This is a genomic window from Vreelandella sp. 2A-K22 (assembly GCF_054065485.1).
This window is the reverse complement of record NZ_JBSUGC010000024.1, coordinates 13740-36025: the sequence shown is the minus strand read 5'-3', so window position 1 is coordinate 36025 and position 22286 is coordinate 13740. Positions and strand designations below refer to the sequence as shown.

At 56.3% G+C, this 22286-nt stretch carries 17 protein-coding genes and 3 tRNA genes; 5 read left to right on the top strand and 15 right to left on the bottom strand.

Annotated features, from left to right (window positions below; genetic code table 11):
* The first annotated feature begins 153 nt into the window (after positions 1 to 153).
* Positions 154 to 1839 carry an ABC transporter permease gene (locus ACW17M_RS23135; protein ID WP_427770862.1) on the top strand — a complete coding sequence of 562 codons (1686 nt, stop codon included), beginning with the start codon at positions 154 to 156 and terminating at the stop codon, positions 1837 to 1839.
* A 24-nt stretch (positions 1840 to 1863) separates the two neighbouring features.
* Here the strand turns inward: ACW17M_RS23135 and ACW17M_RS23130 are convergent, their stop codons facing one another.
* Positions 1864 to 2982: an ABC transporter ATP-binding protein gene (locus ACW17M_RS23130; RefSeq protein ID WP_027958853.1), complete on the bottom strand. Its 1119-nt coding sequence runs from the start codon at positions 2980 to 2982 to the stop codon at positions 1864 to 1866.
* 243 nt (positions 2983 to 3225) lie between these two features.
* On the opposite strand from ACW17M_RS23130, the gene ACW17M_RS23125 reads away from it, so the two are divergent.
* Complete coding sequence (locus ACW17M_RS23125) at positions 3226 to 4251, top strand: Fe(3+) ABC transporter substrate-binding protein (RefSeq protein ID WP_022522061.1); 1026 nt, start codon at positions 3226 to 3228, stop codon at positions 4249 to 4251.
* 90 nt (positions 4252 to 4341) lie between these two features.
* On the opposite strand, the gene cydC is transcribed toward ACW17M_RS23125, so the two are convergent.
* The 6 genes from cydC to polA form a co-directional block, all read right to left on the bottom strand.
* A complete protein-coding gene (gene cydC, locus ACW17M_RS23120; protein WP_457548175.1) occupies positions 4342 to 6087 on the bottom strand; it encodes a thiol reductant ABC exporter subunit CydC in 1746 nt (581 codons plus the stop codon).
* On the bottom strand, positions 6075 to 7790 hold the full coding sequence (cydD, locus tag ACW17M_RS23115) for a thiol reductant ABC exporter subunit CydD (RefSeq protein ID WP_457548174.1): 1716 nt from the start codon (positions 7788 to 7790) through the stop codon (positions 6075 to 6077). The genes cydC and cydD overlap by 13 nt, the downstream gene beginning before the upstream one ends.
* Positions 7774 to 7893: a cytochrome bd-I oxidase subunit CydX gene (gene cydX, locus ACW17M_RS23110; protein WP_051052215.1), complete on the bottom strand. Its 120-nt coding sequence runs from the start codon at positions 7891 to 7893 to the stop codon at positions 7774 to 7776. Before cydX ends, cydD begins: the two co-directional genes overlap by 17 nt.
* Positions 7894 to 7905: 12 nt before the next feature.
* The gene (cydB, locus tag ACW17M_RS23105) at positions 7906 to 9048 is read right to left on the bottom strand and encodes a cytochrome d ubiquinol oxidase subunit II (RefSeq protein WP_081742606.1); all 1143 of its coding nucleotides are present in this window, start codon (positions 9046 to 9048) and stop codon (positions 7906 to 7908) included.
* A complete protein-coding gene (locus ACW17M_RS23100) occupies positions 9045 to 10616 on the bottom strand; it encodes a cytochrome ubiquinol oxidase subunit I (protein WP_041159519.1) in 1572 nt (523 codons plus the stop codon). The genes cydB and ACW17M_RS23100 overlap by 4 nt, the downstream gene beginning before the upstream one ends.
* Before the next feature lie 236 nt (positions 10617 to 10852).
* Positions 10853 to 13642 (bottom strand): DNA polymerase I, encoded by a 2790-nt coding sequence (gene polA, locus ACW17M_RS23095; RefSeq protein WP_457548173.1) that lies wholly within the window; start codon positions 13640 to 13642, stop codon positions 10853 to 10855.
* Positions 13643 to 13822: 180 nt separating this feature from the next.
* Here polA and ACW17M_RS23090 point away from each other — a divergent pair, with 180 nt between their 5' ends.
* Entirely contained in the window at positions 13823 to 14782 is a 960-nt protein-coding gene (locus ACW17M_RS23090) for a homoserine kinase (RefSeq protein WP_400675170.1), read from the top strand.
* Positions 14779 to 16707, top strand: coding sequence for a biosynthetic arginine decarboxylase (speA, locus tag ACW17M_RS23085; RefSeq protein ID WP_022522054.1), 1929 nt, complete (start codon positions 14779 to 14781; stop codon positions 16705 to 16707). The genes ACW17M_RS23090 and speA overlap by 4 nt, the downstream gene beginning before the upstream one ends.
* 151 nt (positions 16708 to 16858) lie before the next feature.
* Here the strand turns inward: speA and ACW17M_RS23080 are convergent, their stop codons facing one another.
* Together ACW17M_RS23080 and thpD are read right to left on the bottom strand one after the other, a co-directional pair.
* Complete coding sequence (locus tag ACW17M_RS23080) at positions 16859 to 17524, bottom strand: fumarylacetoacetate hydrolase family protein (protein WP_233975534.1); 666 nt, start codon at positions 17522 to 17524, stop codon at positions 16859 to 16861.
* Positions 17525 to 17642: 118 nt separating this feature from the next.
* Positions 17643 to 18656, bottom strand: coding sequence for an ectoine hydroxylase (gene thpD, locus ACW17M_RS23075; protein ID WP_457548172.1), 1014 nt, complete (start codon positions 18654 to 18656; stop codon positions 17643 to 17645).
* A gap of 358 nt (positions 18657 to 19014) precedes the next feature.
* Here thpD and ACW17M_RS23070 point away from each other — a divergent pair, with 358 nt between their 5' ends.
* A complete protein-coding gene (locus tag ACW17M_RS23070) occupies positions 19015 to 19401 on the top strand; it encodes an META domain-containing protein (protein WP_051430534.1) in 387 nt (128 codons plus the stop codon).
* Positions 19402 to 19454: 53 nt separating this feature from the next.
* Here the strand turns inward: ACW17M_RS23070 and ACW17M_RS23065 are convergent, their stop codons facing one another.
* From ACW17M_RS23065 to mutY, 6 genes are all read right to left on the bottom strand, one after another.
* Positions 19455 to 20105: a LysE family translocator gene (locus ACW17M_RS23065; RefSeq protein ID WP_041159523.1), complete on the bottom strand. Its 651-nt coding sequence runs from the start codon at positions 20103 to 20105 to the stop codon at positions 19455 to 19457.
* 223 nt (positions 20106 to 20328) lie between these two features.
* A tRNA-Thr gene (locus ACW17M_RS23060) sits at positions 20329 to 20404 on the bottom strand.
* Between the two features lie 72 nt (positions 20405 to 20476).
* Positions 20477 to 20551, bottom strand: a tRNA-Gln gene (locus ACW17M_RS23055).
* Positions 20552 to 20557: 6 nt separating this feature from the next.
* Positions 20558 to 20633: transfer RNA gene (locus ACW17M_RS23050), tRNA-Phe, on the bottom strand.
* A gap of 216 nt (positions 20634 to 20849) precedes the next feature.
* Positions 20850 to 21125, bottom strand: coding sequence for an oxidative damage protection protein (locus tag ACW17M_RS23045; RefSeq protein ID WP_027958863.1), 276 nt, complete (start codon positions 21123 to 21125; stop codon positions 20850 to 20852).
* A 59-nt stretch (positions 21126 to 21184) separates the two neighbouring features.
* Positions 21185 to 22279, bottom strand: coding sequence for an A/G-specific adenine glycosylase (mutY, locus tag ACW17M_RS23040; RefSeq protein ID WP_233975583.1), 1095 nt, complete (start codon positions 22277 to 22279; stop codon positions 21185 to 21187).
* Positions 22280 to 22286 lie beyond the last annotated feature (7 nt).

Here is a 22286-nt window from a genome sequence, read left to right as displayed (position 1 = left end):
TCCAACCATTATGGCCCGCTTCGGCGGGCTTTTTTGCACCACCTACCCGCCTGCAAAGCTGCAGCAGCGCAGCGCCAGTGCTACTATTCACGCCCGTCACTATTTCGCATTAAGTGCGCTGCGCCACTTTACGCTGCTGCAAGGAGTGTTCGTTTGTTCAGATCCGGCTATCGCGGGCTATTCGCCTTCTCCTCTTCACTTAGCCGTCGCGCTAGCCCCTGGTCGATTGCCCTGATAGCAGTGGCATTCGTCGTGGCGCTGCCTGTGCTGGTGGTGTTTGCCCATATCGCAATGCCCACCGATGGCGTTTGGCAACACTTGGCCAGCACCGTACTTGGCCGTTATTTGAACAACACCTTCTGGCTCGTTGTGACCGTAGGACTCGGCACGCTTATCATCGGTACCGGGACGGCCTGGCTGGTGGTCATGTGCCGCTTTCCCGGCAAGCGGCTATTCGAGTGGGCGCTACTGCTGCCGTTAGCAGTACCCACCTACGTTATCGCCTACGCTTACACCGACTTTCTCCAATTTGCTGGGCCGTTACAAAGCCTACTACGCGAGACATTTGGCTGGGAATATGGCGACTACTACTTTCCCAATATTCGCTCCCTTGGTGGCGCCGCGACGGTGATTACCCTGGTGCTTTACCCCTACGTCTACCTGCTGGCCCGCGCTTCATTTCTTGAGCAATCGGTATGCGTGCTGGATGTAGGGCGCACGCTAGGGCGCGGCCCCTGGAAACTGTTTGCCAGCGTCGCCGTTCCGCTGGCACGCCCGGCGCTGGTGGGCGGGGTATCGCTGGTATTGATGGAGACGCTTAACGAGTTCGGTGCCGTTCAGTTCTTCGGCGTTGATACCTTTACCACCGGTATCTACCGCACCTGGTTCGGCATGGGCGAGCAGGTGGCGGCGGCTCAGTTAGCGGCGTGCCTGCTCACCTTCGTGATTGTGTTAGTGCTGCTGGAACGCTGGTCGCGGGGAAAGCGTCGCTATTTCCATACCACCAATCGCTATCAGCAGTTGCCCGAATACGCTCTGCACGGCTGGCGCGCAGCGGCAGCGACGCTGGCTTGTCTGGTGCCGGTGCTGGTGGGTTTTTTACTGCCCAGCGGCATTCTGCTCAATTTAGCCCTGCAGGGGGGTGATTCGCTATGGGGCTCGCGCTTTATCGGCTACGCCTGGAACAGCCTGGGGCTGGCAACCGTGGCCGCGCTGATCGCCGTAGGCTTGGCGGTGGTGCTGAGTTACGGCGTACGCATGCACGATACGACGTTTGCGCGGGTGGCTTCCCGGGTCGCCTCCATGGGCTACGCGATCCCGGGTTCGGTGGTCGCGGTGGGTATTTTAATCCCGTTTGCCTGGTTGGATAACGCCCTTAACACCTGGCTCAATAATCACTATGGCTACATCATTGGCCTGGTATTCAGTGGGTCGGCGTTTATCTTGCTATACGCCTACGTGGTGCGCTTTTTAGCCGTCTCGTTCAATGCCGTTGAGGCGAGCCTAGGCAAAGTAACACCCAGTATGGATGCCGCTTCGCGTACCCTGGGGCAAACCGCAGGCGGCACGCTGCGCCATATTCACACACCGATGATGCGCAGCAGCCTACTGGCAGCGGGGATTTTAGTCTTCGTTGACGTCATGAAGGAGCTGCCCGCGACGATTATTCTGCGCCCCTTCAACTTCGACACCCTGGCCGTGCGGGCGCATAATCTCGCCTCTGACGAGCGATTGGCCGAAGCATCGACCTCGTCATTGGCAATTGTGGTAGTGGGCATCCTGCCGGTCATTCTGCTTAGCATGGCCATGCGCCGCTCACGTCCCGGCGCTCAGTCGTAAAAGCTAAATGCCAAGCACTAATTGCTAGGCCACAAGGGGAAAAACAAATACCTGTGAAAGGTCGAGGTGAATATCCACTGGCTGCCCCTCCGCGGGTAAAAACACCCCAGGTACGCGGGCGTGCAGGTGGGCCTCAAGGCCGTTTCCACCATGGGCACACAGGTGTAGCAGGCTGGTGCGCCCCAGCAGCTTCGCCATTACCACATGGCTATGGCGGTGCTCATCCGCAGGCAGTTCACGCTCAACAATTCGTAACGCCTCAGGGCGAATCATGACCTGGGCGTCGCTGCCTTCCGCTAGCCCACCGGCCGGCACCCGCCCCACGGGCGTGTTAACCGCGCCGTTATGCACCTTGCCCTGTAGCTCATTGACGTCGCCAAAAAAGGTCACGACAAAAGGGTCTTGAGGTGAGCAGTAAAGCTCTCGCGGCGTTCCCGTTTGCACGATCCGGCCATCCCGCATTAGCGCGATGCGATCGGCCATAAACATGGCCTCTTCGGGGTCATGGGTCACCAGCAACGTCGCCGCGCCGACTTTTTTAAGCACGTGCAGCGTATCGTCGCGGATTCGGTCTCGCAGCCGCGCATCAAGGCTTGAAAACGGTTCATCCAACAGCATTAAGCGCGGAGATGGCGCCAGCGCCCGTGCCAGGGCCACCCGCTGCTGTTGCCCCCCTGAAAGCATATGCGGGTAAACATCGATATACGCAGCCATACCCAACTGCTCAAGCAGTTTGGCCGCCCGCTCCCGACGTTCGCGAGAAGCTAAATGTTTAAGCCCAAAGGTGACATTTTCCAAAACGGTTAAGTGGGGGAAAAGTGCCGAGTCTTGAAACGCCAGCCCGACATTGCGTTTCTCCGGCGGCACGTGACGCTGACCCGGGCCTGCAATATAAATATCCTCCAAGTAAACGCTGCCCTCTTGCAGTACTTCAAGGCCCGCTGCGATACGCAGCAGCGTTGTTTTGCCACAACCAGAGGGCCCCAATAGGCAGACCACCTCGCCTGGAGCAACGCTTAAATCCACCCCTTTTACGACCGTATGGCCATCATAAGCGTGGCGTACATTACGCAGGGTTAACGCCGAAGAGCCGGGCGCTTCCTCAGCAGCCCTTCTTTCAGTTACCTTTAGAGTTGCCGTCATAAATCACCGCTATTAATTAGCACTGTCTGAATAGCACTTTCCAGGTGAGCAAACCGCACCTCTAAAAGACTAAACGCGGATTCAGTACATTTGAAAGTTGTTTGCATTCTATTTTTAATTGCCCCGATATGCACGTACCACCTTTTGGGTAGGCATTTGCTCTTGACTGAAGGCATACGAAACGCTTCAATAACAATGTTAATAATGTAACTTATTATCATTCAATAAATAAGGATGTGCTTGATGAAAACCGTACGCTTTGTTGCTCCGATGGCAGCGATGATGGTGGGCGCTACGTTTGCCGGTCAGGTCGTGGCAGACGAGCTCAACCTTTACTCCGCACGCCACTACGACTCTGACGAGCGCCTCTACGATGCGTTCACCGAAGAGACAGGCATCGAAGTCAACATCCTTGAAGGCGACTCCGATCAGCTGATCGAGCGCATTCAGCGCGAAGGTGTGGCCAGCCCTGCAGACATCATGCTCACCGTCGATGCTGGCCGCCTCTGGCGCGCTGAAGATGAAGGCATCTTCCAAAGCGTCGAGTCGGACGTTCTCAACGAGCGCCTGCCCGAAGCCATGCGCCACCCTGACGGCCTGTGGTTCGGCTTTAGTCAGCGCGCACGGGTTATTTTCTATAACCGTGAAAACTTCGATCCGAGCCAGATCACTAGCTACGAAGACCTTGCCGACCCGCAGTTTGAAGGCAAGGTGTGCATTCGTTCTTCCAACAACATTTACAACCAGTCGCTGCTGGCCGCAATGATCGAGCACCACGGTGAAGAGGGTGCTGAAGAGTGGGCCCAGGGCGTGGTCAATAACATGGCGCGGGATCCGGAAGGTGGCGATACCGACCAGATTCTGGGCGTGGCCAGCGGCGAGTGTGACATCGCTGTGGCTAACCACTACTACTATGTTCGCCTGCTAAAATCCGACGACGACGCCGAGCGTGAAGCGGCTCGCAAAGTGGGGATTATTTTCCCCAACCAGGATGACCGCGGCACTCACGTGAACGTTGGCGGAGCCGGTGTGGTGGAAGGTGCGCCTAACCGCGAAAACGCCATTCGCTTCCTCGAATACCTGTCTTCCGACACTGCTCAGGAAATTTTCGCCTCCGGCAACAATGAGTTCCCGGTAGTTGACGGCATCAAGAAAGACCCGGTGCTGGAATCCTGGGGCAACTTCAAAACGGATGACGTGAACATCAGCGTGCTAGGTGAAAACAACCCTGAAGCGATCCGCATTTTTGATCGCGTCGGCTGGCGTTAAGCCCCCCTGCCCGCATTGAAGGAAGAACCTCGCTAGGCAAAAACCACCTAAGTAGAGGCTAGAAACACCCGCAGCTGCGGGTGTTTTGCGTTATAGCGCTTCTAAACATGCTGGCACTGGCGGAAAGCGCCGGGGACGACCATCTTCCTGCATATAGAGGGTACGCACCTGACTTTCAGGCAGCTCTAATGGCACGTGGCTGGAAATAACCAGAATCCCATGCTGTGCGCGGCACACAAGGCTGGTGACGACATGACGCCGAGTTACCGCGTCAAGCCCGGCTAACGGCTCGTCGAGCAGCAGAATGGGCCGTCGCGCCAGCAGCACCCGCCCCAGGGCGATACGTCTCGCCTGACCTCCAGAGACGGCTGCTCCATACTCGCCCAAAGGTGTCTCAAGCCCCTGGGGCAACCCTCGCGCCCAGGTGCCTAGCGCCAAATCATCAAGAACGCTCCACAGCTCACTATCACCGGCATGACGGGCACCAAGGCGTAGATTTTCCGCCAGACTCATGTCAAACAAATCCCACTGTTGGGGCAGATAGCCGACGGCGTTGTGCATTGACCACTGCTCAATGGGATAACCATTAAGGCAACACTCCCCGGACAGCGGCAGCAACTCGCCGGCCAATACCTGCAACAAGGTCGATTTGCCACACCCCGAGGGGCCATGTAAACAGAGTATTTCACCGCTCTTCAACGCCAGGTTGATACGTTGCGGCCCCACCAGTGCGCCAGGCAGGCGTGCTGTTAATTGGCTGACATTTAGCTGCCAGCTGAGCGGTGCGGTTTCAGCCTCTTCAATAGCGGTTTGCGCCCTCGGCGCCACTTCCGACAGGGCATTGAGGCGATTCCGTGCGGCAAGGCTCGCGCCCAAGGCAAGAAAACTATGGGTCAGTGGTGCCAATATTTCCCCTAATGCCAGGATCGCCAAGACGGCGGCTAACAGCATTGGCACCGTCAAATGGCTGGCCGCTAACAGTGCTTCTGCCTGCCATAGCACACTAACGATGGCAGCTCCCAGCGCCACCTGCTGCAACGCGGTGGTCAGGCTGGCAAGCAGTTGCTGGCGCTCCTGATGCGCCAAGTAGTCGGCGTCCCATTTTTTCACTCGTTGCGCCATCTCTGGCCATCGCCCCCACAGCACTAATGAGGTAATGGCTGCCAAGGGCTCAATCAGTGCCACCCGACGACGCTCAGCAAGTTCGGCACTCTGGCGTGCCTGATCAATACCACGCCATAACGCCAGTAACGGCAACCCCAGCCAGGCTAACAGCACTCCTGGCAAAGCAGCCCACATCAGGGTGCCACTCAGCCAGTAAAGCCCTGCCATGACAACCACCACCATTAGCCCGGCCCAGCCCCAGGGCAGGAGCGCCCGTAATACCACCTGATCAAGCTGGTCTATATCGGTCACAAGGCGATGCATAGCGTTGGCCGTGCCGTGGTGAGAAGGACTGGAAGCCGCCTGCAGTAATGGCTTTTTCCCCAATGCCATGAACAATCGACAACGCAGATCCTTCAGCAACCCTAGCGCGGCATCATGGGACGCTAGGCGTTCACCGTAGCGCCCGGCCGTGCGCACAATGGCGCACAGACGAATCAGCGCTGCGGGGCGAAAATAGTCGAAACCGAAGGCGGTCGCCGTCATCGTACCGGCAACCGCCGCCGCGGTAATAAACCAACCCGAGATAGCCAGCAAGCCAATCACAGCCAGCAGCGTGGCGGCGCCTAGCAAGAACGCCAGCGACCAGCCGCCACGCCGAAGCAACAGCAAATCACGCAGCCGGATAGTGGGAGGTTGTTCTACAGAGGGGGTCTTGTTTAATCGCAGCATGTCATGACCTCTTTCGATGACAGCTCAATTTGCCGATCGACCCACTCCAGCCCCGCCGACTCGTGACTGACGATAAGCACGCTACGCCCACGGCTAAGCTTTCCGATCAATGCATTGAGTTGCCAGGCGGCATCCGGATCAAGGTGGGCCGTGGGCTCATCGAATAGCCATAGCGCTGCATCACGAAGCAGCAACTGCGCCAATCCCAAACGTTGTAGCTGGCCACCGGATAGCCCCTGTCCGCGCTCGCCCAGCTGCGTGGCAAGCCCATTACCGCGAAGCAGAATCGGCCACAGGCCAACCAGGGTCAGAACCTCAATAAGCTCTTGATCTGTTTTATCCGGAGCCGCCAAGCGCAGGTTATCTGCAATGCTGCCAGACTGGATCGGTGGTTGCTGACTGAGGTAGCCAAGCTGGCGTTGCCAGGTGGTGCGGGGCCACTGGGCAAGTTCGCAACCCTTCGCCTCCAGGCTGCCCTGGTAAGCGCTAAATCCCAACAACGCATGCAAAAGGCTCGACTTGCCCACTCCGCTTTCGCCCTGCACCAACACCCTTTCGCCCGCCGCCAGCGTGAGGTTAAGCGGAGCCAGACGAAGCCGACCGCCTTCACCCCGAACACTCAGCTCGTTACACTCCACGGTGAAAGACTCGACGTTTCTCGCTACCGGGGGTAGCGGTGCCTCTTGAGGCTGCCAAGTGTCAGCTTCCAGCAGAGGCGTCAACGCCTGCATGGCACCGATTGCTTCCGCCCGGGCATGATAGTCAGTGCCCAATTGGCGAAGCGGCGCATAGAACTCGGGCGCCAGCAGTAAAATAAACAGCGCCCCCTGATAGGGTACCGGCACCTCCGCTTTCGCCCAGGGCAAAAGGCCAAGCAGCCCTAAGCCGAGATAAAGCGCCACCAAGGCAATCGCCAGCGCGGCAAAAAACTCCAGCACCGCGCTGGATAGAAAGGCAAGTCTAAGCACCCGCATAGTACGCCCACGGTAGGCATCACTCGCCTGGGCGACCTTGGTCTCTGCTTGGTCAGTTGCTCCCATGCGCTGTAGCGTCGCCATCCCACGAACCAGGTCGAGGAAGCGGCCCCCCATACGCGCCAAGGCGACGAACTGCTGCTGACTGGCACCCGCAGCAGCACGTCCCACCAGGATCATAAATAGTGGCACCAACGGCGCGGTCATTAGCATCAATCCCGCGGCCAGCGGGCTATAAAACGCTACCACCGCCGCTATCAGACAGGGCACTAGTACCGCCAGCAAGCTCTGTACCCGATAGCGGCTAACGTAGCCGTCCAAGGCATCCACCTGCTCCAGCACCTGAGTGGCCAAGGCGCCATCACTGCCAAATTGGCGCCTAACCGGCCCAAGGTGGCCAAGCTGCGTTAATAACTGGCTGCGTAAGGCGTCACGAGCACGCAGGCTGGCCTGACGAGACAGCCATTCCCGGCCAGCGTGGAGAAAAGGGCGTAGCACCATGCAAATGGCCAGCCCTGCTAGCCAAACCGTCGGATGGCCCGGCGACTCCCTACCCTGCCAAAGCAGTAACCAATGGTGAAAAATAGTGGCCAACAGCCAACTCTGGGCAATCAGCAATACCACGCCGATCATCGCTAGCAGCGTGGCGCCCCGCAACCACCAGCGTTGTGGGGCAAGGCAGCGGTTCAGCCGCTGCCGCGGGTCATTGGCTTCAGTCGCTCCGCTCATGCTCGGATTCGCCTTCATAGCCATTCACTTCAAGCCACATGGCGTTAAGAATGCTGACGGTGGCCGCCAGCGTGACACCCAAAATCCAGGCGAAATACCACATACGATACCCTCCTCAGTAAAGCGCTTTGTCGTTATCACGAATAAACTGCTCGTTCAGGCGTCCACGCATGACCCAGTAACTCCAGGCGGTATACAGCAGCACCAACGGCACGAAAACACACACCACCACAAACATGATCTTGAGCGTCAACTCGCTCGCCGTGGCATCCCACATGGTTAGACTATGGTTGGGGTTCAGCGACGACGGCATCACGAAGGGAAACATCGTAACGCCCGTTGTGACCACCACCATCGCCATGGCGACAGCCGAACTGGTAAATGCCAGCGCATGGCGTCCCAGCTTCATGGTCAGCGCGCAGAGCACAAAACCTAAGACGCCCAGTATTGGCAGTAGCCACAACAGCGGGAAGCGGCTGTAGTTGGTCATCCAGCCGCCAGCACTGACCGCCACGATTTTACCGGTAGTATCGTTGTACCCTTGGGTGTCGATTACGCTAGTCACTTGGTAGCCATCAACGCCCAGGAGCAGCCACACCCCACCCAGCACGAACAGTGCCGCGCATATCAGTGCTGTCAGGCTGCCGATGGCCGCACTACGGCTGCGCAGTTCGCCCTCGGTTTTAAGCTGCAACCAAGCCGCTCCGTGAGTGACGAACATCAGCAGGCTCAACAGCCCGGCCAATAGCGCAAAGGGGTTCAATAGGCCCAGCAAGCCGCCCTGATACTCCAGGCGCAGATAGTCATCGAACTGGAAGGGAACGCCTTGCAAGAGATTGCCAAAAGCGACACCAAAGATCAGCGCGGGAACGGCGGAGCCGATCGTCAACCCCCAATCCCAACGACGGCGCCATGTGGGATTTTCCAACTTGGAGCGATAATCGAACGCCAGGGGGCGAAGGAAAAGCGCAAATAGCGTCAGCATCAAGGCGAGATAGAAGCCATTGAAGGCTGTTGCGTAAACTGGAGGCCAAGCAGCAAACAGTGCGCCCCCTGCGGTGACCAGCCAGACCTGATTACCGTCCCAATGAGGCGCCATGGAGTTGATCATCACCCGGCGCTCCTCATCGCCGCGCCCGACCACGTTGAGCAAGGCGGCAACGCCCATATCAAAACCATCGGTGACCGCGAAGCCCACCAATAGCACGCCGATCAGCACCCACCAGACAAACCTAAGGGTTTCGTAGTCCATCATCATGCCTCCCGTGCTGGGGTTGAGATTGGATAGTCAGACTCAGCGTCATCATCCAGGTAACCGCTACCGGAGGGCCCTTTGCGGGCAAAGTGTTGCATCAGCCACATTTCGATGATGACGAAGGTGGTGTAGAGGACGCCAATAGAAATCAGGGTAAACAGCACCTGCTCAGCAGTCAGGCTGGAAATGGCCAAGTGCACCGGCAATATCTCGCCGATTGCCCACGGCTGACGCCCATATTCGGCCACGAACCAGCCCGCTTCACAGGCAATCCAAGGCAGCGGTAGGCTGAACAGCGCGAAGCGAAGTAGCCACCGGGACTTCTCTGGCTGACGACGTACGCTATGCCAGAAGGCCAGCGCAAACAGCAACAGCATGCTAAAGCCCGCGGCGACCATGGCCCGAAAAGACCAGAAAAGCGGCCAAACCTTAGGAATCGACGCTTCAACGGCTTGATCAATTTCGGCTGTGGTCGCATTGGCTACATCGTCGCTATAGGCACTGAGCAGTAGCCCATAACCAAGATCGCTGCGCACTTCCTCGAACCGAGCCATATCCCCTTCGCGCTCTTCATCACTGCGCAGGCGCTGCATGAGTGCGTAGGCTTCCTGGCCATTGACGATGCGCTCGCGGTGCTCTTCCTTAAGCTCCCGAATACCCATCACTTCGGTATTCAGCGAGCGCGTGGCGATCAAGCCCATCACACCAGGTATGCGGATGGCAAAGTCGGTGTGCTGTTCCGCCTCGTTGGGGAGCCCAAATAGCGTGAAAGCCGCAGGTGCGGGATGGGTTTGCCACTCTGCTTCGATGGCGGCCAGCTTGACCTTCTGCACATCCCCCAGCTCATAGCCAGACTCATCGCCCAGTACAATGACCGATAGCGCGCTGGCCAACCCGAAGGCAGAAGCAATCGCAAAGCTGCGCCGCGCAAAGGCAATCTCACGCCCCTTGAGCAGGTACCAGCTTGAAATCGCCAACACGAAAATCGCCCCGGTGACGTACCCCGCTGACACGGTATGCACAAATTTGACTTGGGCGACGGGGTTGAGCAGTACCTCTGCAAAGCTGACCAACTCCATACGCATGGTGGCTAGGTTGAGCTCCGACCCTACGGGGTGCTGCATCCAGCCATTGGCTACCAGAATCCACAGGGCTGACATATTGGTCGCCAAGGCCATGAACCAGGTAACCGCCAGGTGCTTCTCTTTTGACAGGCGATCCCAGCCGAAGAAGAATAGCCCGACCAGCGTCGACTCAAGGAAGAACGCCATCAAGGCTTCTATCGCCAGGGGCGCTCCGAAAATATCGCCGACATAGTGAGAGTAGTACGACCAGTTAGTGCCGAACTGGAACTCCATGGCGATACCGGTCGTTACCCCTAACGCAAAGTTAATACCAAACAGCTTGCCCCAGAATTTGGTCATCTGACGATAAATGGTTTTACCGGTCATGACATAGACCGACTCCATGATCGCCAGAAGTATCGACAGCCCTAGCGTTAAGGGTACAAACAGGAAATGCACCATCGCCGTAAAGGCGAACTGCAACCTGGATAATTCAACAATGTCCATGAGTGACTCCCGATGGATAGCTTAAACACACCTTTCGCCCCACCGGGAAACCACAGACAGGTGCTAACCCAGGCAAAGCGATGTGTATAGGCTATTCCTCCACCCGAGCCAACAATTTGATCTTGATCAATTCCTTACTTAAGCATTGCACTGTTGCGACAATATGCCATCCACCCCCTTCCTCATTCAGAGACGCAGGCGTAAACGAATGAGGCTTGCGGTGTTGGTAGTAGGCATTAGTGCGCTTCATCCCAATTGGCACCGCTCTCCGCTTCTACAATCAGCGGTACTTTCAGCTCAGCCGCGCCCTGCATGCGTTTTTGCACCTGCTCGATAAAGGCCTCGACCTGTTTCTCGGCGACTTCAAACACCAGTTCATCGTGCACCTGCATCACCATCAGCGCATCGAACTCGCCTTCCGCTAGCCACGCATCCACATCGATCATCGCCTGCTTGATAATATCGGCGGCAGTGCCCTGCATCGGCGCGTTAATCGCGGTGCGCTCAGCGCCTTGGCGGCGGTTGCGGTTTTGCGACTGAATTTCCGGCAGGTAAAGCCGCCGCCCTAATACAGTTTCGACAAAACCATCCTCTGCTGCTTGCGAGCGAATGCGCTCCATATAGCGGGCCACGCTGGGATAGCGGTCAAAGTAACGATCAATGTAGGTTTGCGCCTGGTTGCGCTCGATATGCAGCTGACGCGACAGCCCCCAGGCACTCATGCCGTAGATCAAGCCGAAGTTAATCGCTTTGGCGCTACGGCGCTGATCGCCAGAGACCTTCTCAAGAGAGGTGCCGAAGACTTCTGCCGCCGTGGCGGTGTGAATATCACGCCCTTCGGCAAACGCTTCCAGCAGCCCTTTATCTTCAGATAAATGCGCCATAATACGCAGCTCAATTTGCGAGTAATCGGCGGCGACAATACGGTAGCCAGGGCGGGCAATAAATGCCTGACGAATTTTGCGCCCCTCTTCGGTACGGATGGGAATGTTCTGTAAGTTGGGATCCGACGACGACAGCCGCCCGGTCGCAGTGACCGCCTGATGATAGCTGGTGTGTACCCGGCCAGTGGCTTTATTGAGCAGACGCGGTAGCTTATCGGTGTAGGTGGACTTCAGCTTGGCCAGCCCCCGGTGCTGCATAATCACCTTGGGCAGCGGGTAATCCAGCGCCAACTCTTCCAGCACACCTTCCGCGGTAGAAGGTGCGCCTTTAGGGGTTTTCTTGAGCACCGGAATTTTCTGCTCTTCAAACAGAATCTGCCCTAACTGCTTGGGTGAGCCGAGATTAAATTCGCGCCCGGCCAGTTCAAACGCCTCGCGTTCTAATTCGCCAATGCGCTGCTCTAACTGTTGGCTCTGTTTGTGCAGTAGCTCAGCATCCACGGCGACACCGTTTCGCTCGATGCGCGAGAGCACTTTGATCAGCGGCAGCTCAATATTATCCAGCACCTCCGCCAGACGCCCTTCGCTTTCGACCTGGGGACGCAGCGCTTGCTGCAGCCGCAGGGTGATATCGACATCTTCGCAGGCGTATGGCGCCGCTTGCTCCAGGGCAATCTGGTTAAAGGTCAACTGCTTGGCGCCCTTACCGGCAATCTCTTCAAAGGAGATGGTCTTTTCACCCAAATACTTGAGCGCCAGCGAATCCATATCGTGCCGGGTGGCGGTGGAATTGAGCACATACGACGCCAGCATGGTGTCAGCAAATGGGCCTGCCACGGAAATCGCATAGTTGGCCAACACGGAAATATCGTACTTGAGGTTTTGGCCAATCTTGGTTTTTGTCGGGTCTTCCAGCAGCGGTTTTAGCGCCGCCAGCACCGTTTTACGGTCAAGCTGCTTAGGCGCATCCAGGTAGTCGTGGGCAAGCGGGATATAGGCCGCCTCCCCCGCTTCCAGCGAAAAGCCAACCCCGACGATTTCTGCGTCCATATAATTAAGGCTGGTGGTTTCCAGGTCGAAGCAGAAGCGCTCGGCGTTTTGCAGCCGATCCAGCCAGCGATCGAAGTCTACCTGTTCGAGGATGACCTGATCCTCACGAACAGAGGCTTGCACAGAAGCGCTCGCCCCCTCGGACTCGCTACCATCTTCCTCAGCGCTTACGGGCGCAGGCTCGCCGCCCTTAACGTCATCCACGCCTTCGTCTTTGCCTTCCAGCAGCTCACCCAGCCACTGGCGGAATTCCATCTCTTTATACAGGGTGACCAGCGCTTCGCGATCCGGATGAGCAATATCCAAATCATCCAAGCCCACCGGCAACTCGCAGTCGACTTTAATGGTGGCCAGCTGATAGGAGAGAAACGCCTGATCGCGATGCTCTTCAAGCTTCTTGGGCAGTGTTTTGGCGCCCCGGAAAGTGAGCGTTTTCACTCGTTCTAAGTCACCATAAATGGTCTCCAGCCCACCGCCCATGCCTTGCAGCAGGCCAATAGCGGTCTTCTCACCCACGCCGGGCACACCGGGAATGTTATCGACCTTGTCACCCATCAGAGCGAGAAAATCGATAATCAATGCGGGCGGCAGGCCGAATTTTTCTTCTACGCCCGCCTCATCCAGGGTTTCATCCTTCATGGTGTTCACCAGGGTAATATGGGCATTGACCAGTTGCGCCATATCCTTATCGCCGGTGGAGATCACTGCATCGCGGCCCGCCTGGGTGGCGTGATGGGCCAGGGTGCCAATCACATCGTCCGCCTCTACGCCGTCAACACAAAGCAGCGGCAGGCCCAGCGCCTTCACGCAGGCGTGCAGCGGAGCGATCTGGCTGCGTAGGTCATCGGGCATCGGCGGGCGGTGCGCTTTATAGTCGCTGTACAGCTCATCACGGAAGGTTTTGCCCGGCGCGTCAAACACCACCGCCATGGGGCTTTCGGGATAATCCTTAATCAGCCGTTTGAGCATGTTTAACACGCCTTTCACCGCGCCCGTTGGCTGACCATTGGAGGTCGTTAGCGGCGGCAGCGCATGAAAGGCACGGTACAGATAGGAAGAGCCATCGACGAGGACGATCGGAGCGCGAGCCATAACCAAGTTCCATTGTTAAATAAGATTGCTTAAAAAGAATTGCCAATAAGAGTGCCTCACATGATACGCGTTGCACAGGCAGCCTGTAGAGCCAAACTCGACTCTCTTATCACAACAACGCTGCCAACTGAGCGACCAAGCCGCTACAATAATGGGCTTAGCAACCTGGGCGAGACTCTCATGGCTGTATTTACTCCGCTTAGCGACGCACAGGTCGCCGCGTTTTTAGAAAAATTTGATGTGGGCAGTTTTGTTTCCCTTAAGGGAGTCGCGAACGGCACCGAAAATTCGACTTTTTTTGTGACTACCGACCGCCGCGAACTGGTATTAACCCTGTTCGAACAGGGCGAACACGCAGAACTGCCGTTCTTTGTCGAACTGCTGGACTATTTGGACGAGCACCGCTTACCGGTGCCCGGCACCATTCATGACCGCGAAGGTATCGCGCTGCATAGCCTGGAGGGCAAGCCGGCGTTGCTATTCCCGCGCCTGCCTGGCCGCCATCCCGAGGCGCCCAATGTAGCCCAGTGCCATGCCTTAGGCGATACTTTGGGTCACCTGCACGTGGTGTCAAAGCGTTTCCCCGGCCACCGCCCCAACCCGCGGGATCTCAACTGGCTGCAGGTGATGCACCATAAAGTATTGAGTTACCTAAGCCCCGCGGATCAAACGTTGATGAAGGATGAAGTCGACGATTTCGAGAGCGCCTTTATGCGACACAGTGAGCTGCCCCAAGGCGCCCTGCACGGTGATCTGTTTCGTGACAACACCCTGTTTGAGGGTGACCAGCTTGGCGGTATTATCGACTTTTATAATGGCTGCACTGGGGATCTCCTGTTTGATCTGGCGATTGTGATCAACGACTGGGCCTCTAACGACGATGGCACGCTCAACGCTGAGCGCTACAATACGCTGTTGAGCGCCTATCTGGCGCGCCGGCCGTTAACGACGGATGAACGGGAGCTGTGGCCCACCATGCTGCGCATGACGGCGCTGCGCTACTGGCTGTCACGCCTGCTGGTGGTCTATGTTGATCCCCCGGCCCACGATTTGACGCCTCACGACCCCGAACGTTTTCGAACCATATTAACTGCGCGCATTGCCCACGGTGCATTGCCGCTACCTGAGGTTTCTGCATGAGTGTGATGGCGACGACTAGCCCTGCCCTTCGCGCACGGCGCACCTGGAATATCGATCAATGGGGTAGTGGTTACTTCGACGTGGATGATCAAGGTCAGGCCCTGGTGCGGCCGCTGGGTAGTGATGCGGAAGGCCCGGCGCTACCGCTGAGCGGCTTGGTTCGCCAGTTGCAGAGCGCTGGGCTGCGGCTGCCTGTGCTGGTGCGCTTTAGCGATATTCTTCACGACCGGGTTGAGCAGTTGTGTGGTGCTTTTGATGCCGCCATGAGCGACTGCGACTACCAGGGCGGCTACACCGCCGTTTACCCGATTAAAGTGAACCAGCAGCGCAGAGTAGTCGAAGAGATTCTGGCCACCGCCGAGCGCGGCAACGGCCGTGTGGGGCTGGAAGCGGGCAGCAAGCCCGAGTTGCTGGCAGTGCTGGCTTTGTCTGACGGCGGCTCTTCGCTGATTGTCTGCAACGGTTACAAAGACCGCGAGTATGTGCGCTTGGCGCTGCTGGGTGAAAAACTCGGGCACAAGGTCTATTTAGTGGTCGAAAAGCTCTCCGAGCTGCAGTTGATTTTGGAAGAGGCGCGAGAACTGGATGTTACCCCGCGTATTGGCCTGCGCGCCCGCCTTGCCTCGGTAGGTAAGGGCAAATGGCAGAATACCGGCGGTGAGAAGTCTAAGTTCGGCCTCACCGCCAGCCAAATTCTCGAGGTGGTAGACACCCTGCGTCGCGAGGAGGCACTGAAAAGTCTGCAGCTCGTGCACTTCCACCTGGGTTCCCAGATCGCCAATATTCGCGATATTCAGCGCGGTCTGCGTGAGTGCGCGCGCTTCTACCAGAACCTGATGCAGTTGGGCGCACCCATTGACACCGTCGATGTAGGTGGCGGCCTGGGTATCGATTACGAAGGCACTCGCTCTCGCAGCTTCTGCTCAGCTAACTATTCGATGCGTGAATACGCCCGCAACGTCGTCAGCGCCTTTGCCCAGCTCTGCCAAGAGGCGAACCTGCCACAGCCTCATCTCATTAGCGAATCCGGCCGTGCGCTAACTGCCCACCACGCGGTGCTGATCACTAACGTGATTGGCGAAGAGCGCATCGACGACACGCCGCCTGAACGGCATTCGGCAGGCGAGAGCCAAGAAGATGCCCAAGTAGAGCTGCTTTGGCGGGTGTTCGAGCAGTTAGCGACCGCCCAAGAGCCGCGCATGCTGGTGGAAGCGTGGCACGATCTGCTTCAAGCGGTTAGCGAACTGCAGGAACGTTTTGTGATGGGTTTGAGTAACATTACCGCCCGCGCTGAAGGTGAGCGGGTGTATATGGCTGCCTGCACACGGCTGCGCACTCAGTTGGATACTCGTAACCGTGCCCATCGCGAAATCATGGATGAACTGGCGGAGAAACTCGCCGATAAACTGTTCGTCAACTTCTCGCTATTCCAGTCGGTGCCTGATGTTTGGGGCATCGAGCAGATATTCCCGGTACTGCCCCTTAGCGGGCTGGATCAAGCGCCCACCCGGCGGGCAGTGATTCAGGATATCACCTGCGACTCCGACGGCCGCATCGACAGCTACGTCGACGGCCAGGGGGTCGAGAGCACCCTACCGCTTCCCGAGTGGGCTTCAGACGATGAACGCTGGCTAGGGTTCTTTCTAGTGGGCGCCTATCAGGAAATTCTTGGCGATCTACACAACCTGTTTGGCGACACCGACTCCGTTGATGCTGCGCTCAATGCCGACGGCGAGTGGACACTATCTAACCCACTGGCCGGGGACTCGGTGGCCCAGGTGCTTGCCTACGTCAACTTCAATGCTAATGTGCTCAAGCAGAAGCTCACCGACCAGCTAGCCGCCAGCGGCTTTACTGCCGACGAGCAAGCGCGTTTTGCGGCAAGCTTAAGCGAAGGGTTGGAAGGCTATACCTATCTTGAATAACCGATCTTGAAAACGAGCCTTGAATAGCTCGTCTTGAATAGCCCGTACTGAATGGCACGTATTGGGTTACGCCAAACAGAAGCGCCACCCTGTTTTTGGGGTGGCGCTTCTGCACGATCCAACACTGCCCAGCAATTCTCTGCTTTTTTCGCTACTCGACTACGCTGGTTTCAACTACCAAACCACCGGTCAAGGTTAAACGCAATGATGAACCGCGAACCAGCTCTCCAACGCCTGATGGCGTGCCGGTCAAAATCACATCGCCCGGCTCTAGAGTGAAGTGACGGCTCATTTCGGCTACCAAGGTTGGTATGGCGAAGATCATATCGGAGCCTTCACCGTGCTGGCGCTCTTCACCATCAATCTCAAGCGTGAAAGCCAGCGCGTTCCAGTTGGGAACACGGCTTAGCGGCAGAAACGACGAAAGCGGGCAAGCGCCATCAAAAGCTTTGGCGATTTCCCAGGGATGCCCTTTCTCTTTTAGCTTCGTCTGTACATCACGCAGCGTTAAATCCATCGCCAACCCGATACCGACAATCGCACGCTCGGCCTCATCCAGGGTAGCGTGGGTTAACGCTTCACCCACTAACAGCGCAAGCTCGGCTTCATAATGCACATCTCCGCGTGAAAACGGCGGATCCAACGGTTTGGTTAGATCCACAACGCTGGTCGATGGCTTTATGAACAGCAGCGGCTCAGTGGGAACTGGATTATCCAGCTCTTTCGCATGGTCAGCATAATTACGGCCGATGCAGACAACCTTGCCCAGCGGGTGGGGAAACTCCTGGCCATCGGTAAACTGTGGAACAAAACGCATGGCGGGTATTCTCCTTCTCATTATGCGTGCCGCTTTCGCAACGACAGGCGCAACAGTTTACCCCACCTATACGAAGGTTCCACACCCTTCGGCCATGAATTTGTTTCCCCACTACACGTTAGCGATATTGCTGAGCCTGTTGACCAGGGCTATGAGCCAGGAAATCAGGCCGTCGTTTGGCTGCCGCATAAGGCGCCCGGCAACGGTTATCCTGGCGGTTAAACACGAAGAACACGTTGCTACGCGGGTCAGGCGACAGGTTGGCGTTAGAAGCATGCAGCGTATTGCAATCGAACAGCAGCAAACCACCCGCCTTGCCTTTTGGCGCTTCAATACCGTGTTCAGCCACTAGCTCGGTAAGTGCTTCTGGGCTTGGCACGCCCACTTCCTGCGCTTTCAGCGAGCTTTTGTGGTTATCCTCCGGTGTTTCCCCCACGCAGGGTACAAACTTTTTGTGCGAACCGGGGATCAGCATCAACGGACCATTGAACTCATGGTTGTCAGTTAAGATCAGCGATGCGCTAACCGCGTGCATCGCAGGCATGCCATCTTCCGCGTGCCACGTCTCAAAGTCGGAGTGCCAGTTAAAGCCCTTACCGGCAAATCCAGGCTTATAGTTAATACGCGACTGATGCACATAAGGGTCGTCGCCTATGATTTGACGAGCAGCGCCCGCGACACGCTCATCGCTGGCCAGCTTTCCCAACCGCTCAGAAAGGAAGTGAACCGCAAATAGCGAGCGGATTTCCTGGCTCTCTGGCTCAGTGACGCTGAAGTCTTGATTGAGGTACTTATCGTTGCTCATCAACGCCTTCATTTCCTGACGCAGCTCCTCAAGCTCTGCGCCTTCAATGAGGTTGGGAATAAACAGAAACCCTTTACGTTCAAACTCATCAAGCTGCGCCTGGCTTAACGGGCCGGAAAGTTGACGGCCTTTGACAACCGCCTCTTGGCGCGGCAGCCAGGTTTTCTCAGGAGGGGTGGTTAAGCGCGACGGGTAGGCATCCTGTACCTGTTGGCACTGAACCTGTTGGCACTGAACCTGAGTAGTGTGAACGTTAGGTGTATCGGCCATTTCGCTATATTGCTTATGGGCGGTTACAGCATTTAGTGGTGTGCTTTTGACTGTCATCTAATCCACTCCTTGTATGATTAGGTTTCAGATCGAACATATTGCACGTATAAAGATTAGCGTACATATAAATAAAACAGCACGATTCTAACATCGTGCTGGGAGTAGCCTATACCACTAAAATTTCCTCGCAAGGCATGATTTCTGGTTTGATAACGTAGGTTACGTGAAAAAAATTGAACAGTGGCTTTTTAGGCAATAAGTCACCTAAAAAGCTCACTCCAAGCCACAATGTTTGCGGTTAATGTTGCTCATCTTTTTATCTAACTGAATGGGGAATCATACTTTGAAAAGGCAGCTACCGATTTATGGATTTATCAGCGCGCTATTAATAACCGCTGGGTGTTCTTCAGCAACAATGGATACCCACGAGACAGCGCATCGCCCTAATGAACCGTTGATCAACACCTACTGGAAGCTGGTAACGCTTGATGGCGCACCGGTCGTCACCCATGAGAATTTCCGTGAAGCACATTTGGTTCTTCATCAAGAGGCTTCTCGCTTAGCCGGCGCTACCGGCTGTAACACCCTGATGGGCAGCTACCGTGTGGAAAACGAGCGCATAGAGTTTGGGCAAATCGCCAGCACTAAAATGGCCTGCCCACCGTCCCAAATGAAAACTGAGCAAGATTTTCTAGCCACACTCAAGCAGGTAACAGCATGGAGCGTGGATGGCGCAATGCTTGTACTGTCGAGCGATAACAGTGAACCATTGGCGGTCTTCGAGGCGGTGCATCTTTATTAATCACAAAGAGCTCATCTAAAGGACGCATTTTAAACTCACCAAGCCTAGAAGAATCAGGCCGGGGAGCGCGAAATCAAGAGGCGACCGCCGATCAGAAGAAAGACTAAACCAGAGATGCCTTGGATCGACTTCCATACCCATGGTTTCCTTAACCACTCAGCGACTCTATGCAATGTGACGACAACCATACCGTAGAAGAACAGAGCGATCAGGGCATGGCTGGCTCCCAAACCGAGCCCTCCCAGCCAGTAGTCCGTTCCACCGGCACTCAGGAACTGGGGAAAGGCCGCAACGTAGAAGATAGCGGGCTTGGGGTTGAGAATATTGGTGAGATAGCCCCGCACAAAGGCCTGTTTTTGGCTTATCCTCGGCAATGTTTGACAATCTTTCGCCTGCGACGCGATGGGCGTTTTCGTTAGTGCTGCTCGAAATGCCTTAACGCCAAGCCAAATAAGATATGCAGCGCCCACACATTTTATAATAGTGAATAACGTGACAGAGGCTGCGACGAGTGCCCCAACACCAATGAGCGCCAAAGTGGCATGAGATATGATCGCCGCACAGAAGCCCAGGGTCATCAACACCCCCGTAACACGGCCTTGCGCCGGCGTCGCCTGAAGCAGCAGGAACAGGTTGGCTCCTGGGGAGACTACGATGAGCGTAACGATGGAGAGAAATGCCAAGTAATCATGAAGTGGAATCATCGAGATTCCCCCTGAAATGCCAAGCTAAATAGAAATTACGTATTAGCTCACTAGCAAAATTCAGTCCACGAGTGAGCCCAAAACATACTTTATGCTCACTACTTTACTCAATCAACGACATGGAAACTTTATAAATACAGATATCGTAGACACACACGAAAAAGCCGCCCTTTCGGACGGCTTAATCTAATTCTCTAACGTTTAGCTTTTAACCACTTTTTAGTGGTGCCGACACCAGGAGTCGAACCCGGGACCTACTGATTACAAGTCAGTTGCTCTACCAACTGAGCTATGTCGGCGCTTCACGTTTCCTTGAGAACTTGATTGCTTCGCTGTTAGGCTCTGCAATCAACAAGAAATCTTGTTGGCAATGGCTGGGGTACCAGGATTCGAACCTGGGAATGCCGCTACCAAAAAGCGGTGCCTTACCACTTGGCGATACCCCAGCAGTGTGGTGGCCAGAGACGGAATCGAACCGCCGACACGGGGATTTTCAATCCCCTGCTCTACCAACTGAGCTATCTGGCCGCTGCCAACGGTGCGTATTAAACTAAAAACGCCGCTTTCCGTCAACACCTTTGTGAAACTTTCTTGCGATACCGATGCTTAGAAGTCTTTTTTCCTACGCCATCTCTGGCTCGGCCTTCGATACACCCATACCTAGAGCCACTAATTACAAGTCAGTTGCTCGATCAATCCACCTTGTACTCAAGAACGAACAACCGCTCTCTTCATGCCTGCTGCTCATACCTGCTTAGGCGGCACATAGCCTTCGGCTTGGTCGGTTTCCTGGTTGTCCAGGAAGCGCTGCATCTGCTCCATTAGATACGCACGGGATTCGGGGTCGAGCATGTTGAGGTGCTTTTCATTGATCAGGCGGGTTTGCAACGCCTGCCACGCTTCCCAAGCGGGCTTGGAAACGGTGGCCTGAATCTCCTGCCCCTGCTTACCCGGCAAAGGTGGGAATGGCAGTGCTTCCAACTCTTTTTGGTACTTGCGGCAAAAAACGGTATTGCTCATAACGTGCTCCTGGTTCTGCGACTTCATTCAATGATCTCATCCAATCAGCTAGCAAACGCTTAAGCGTGCCCTGGTGTCGGATTGAGGCTAAAGGGCGTTAGCTGGCTGAGCAGCGCTTTAACGGGAGCAGCAAGGCCCAGTTCGGGCGGATGGTTAACGTCGTACCATACGCCGCTTTCGCGAACACCGCCCAGCCTATCGCAGCTCACCGGCTGCGGGGTAATCTCTAAGCGAAAATGACTGAAGGTGTGGTAAAAGCTAGGCGGCGTAGTTCCCCGCTTAGGGTTAACGGCGTTGTCTTCAAGCCAGTCATTGAGCTCGCTGTACTTCTCAAACTGCGGCAAACTCCATAACCCGCCCCACAGACCGCTGGGAGGGCGTTTCTCGAGCCATATCCGGCCTTCCGGGTCACGCAGCATCAGCATGATCGTTTGTCGTGTGGGCAGCGCCTTTTTGGGTTTGGATTCCGGGTAGCGCTTTGGCTCGCCTTGGGCGTAGGCCAAACAGACATCGTTAAATGGGCAGCTCAGGCAGTCCGGTTTGCTGCGTTTACATAGCGTGGCGCCAAAATCCATCATCGCCTGGGTGTAATCCGCCAGGCGCTCTGTTGGGGTGTAGTACTCCGCCAGCGACCACAGCTTTCTCTCCACATTGGGCTTGCCCGGCCAGCCGGGCAGCGCATGCAAACGAGTGAGCGAGCGCTTTACATTGCCATCTAAAATTGCCGCACGCTGCCCCGTGCTTTGCGCAATGATAGCACCAGCGGTGGAGCGGCCAATACCAGGCAAAGCGACTAATGCGTCGAGACTCTCCGTCGGCAGTTCGCCATTGTGCTCCGCTAACGCAACCTGGGCAGCTTTATGCAAGTTGCGCGCACGGGCATAGTAACCAAGGCCCGTCCAGAGGTGCAGCACTTCATCCTGCGGGGCCTTGGCGAGACTTTCCAGGGTAGGAAAGCGCGCCATGAAACGCTCAAAATAGCCGATAACGGTGGCAACCTGGGTTTGCTGCAGCATGATTTCCGACACCCACACGCGGTAGGCGCTACGCGGAGACTGCCACGGCAAGTCGTGACGGCCGTAGCGGTCAAACCAATCCAGTAGGCGCTGTTGGAATTCGCTTGCCGCTAGCCGCGGCGTGGGCATATCTGCCATGCACGCT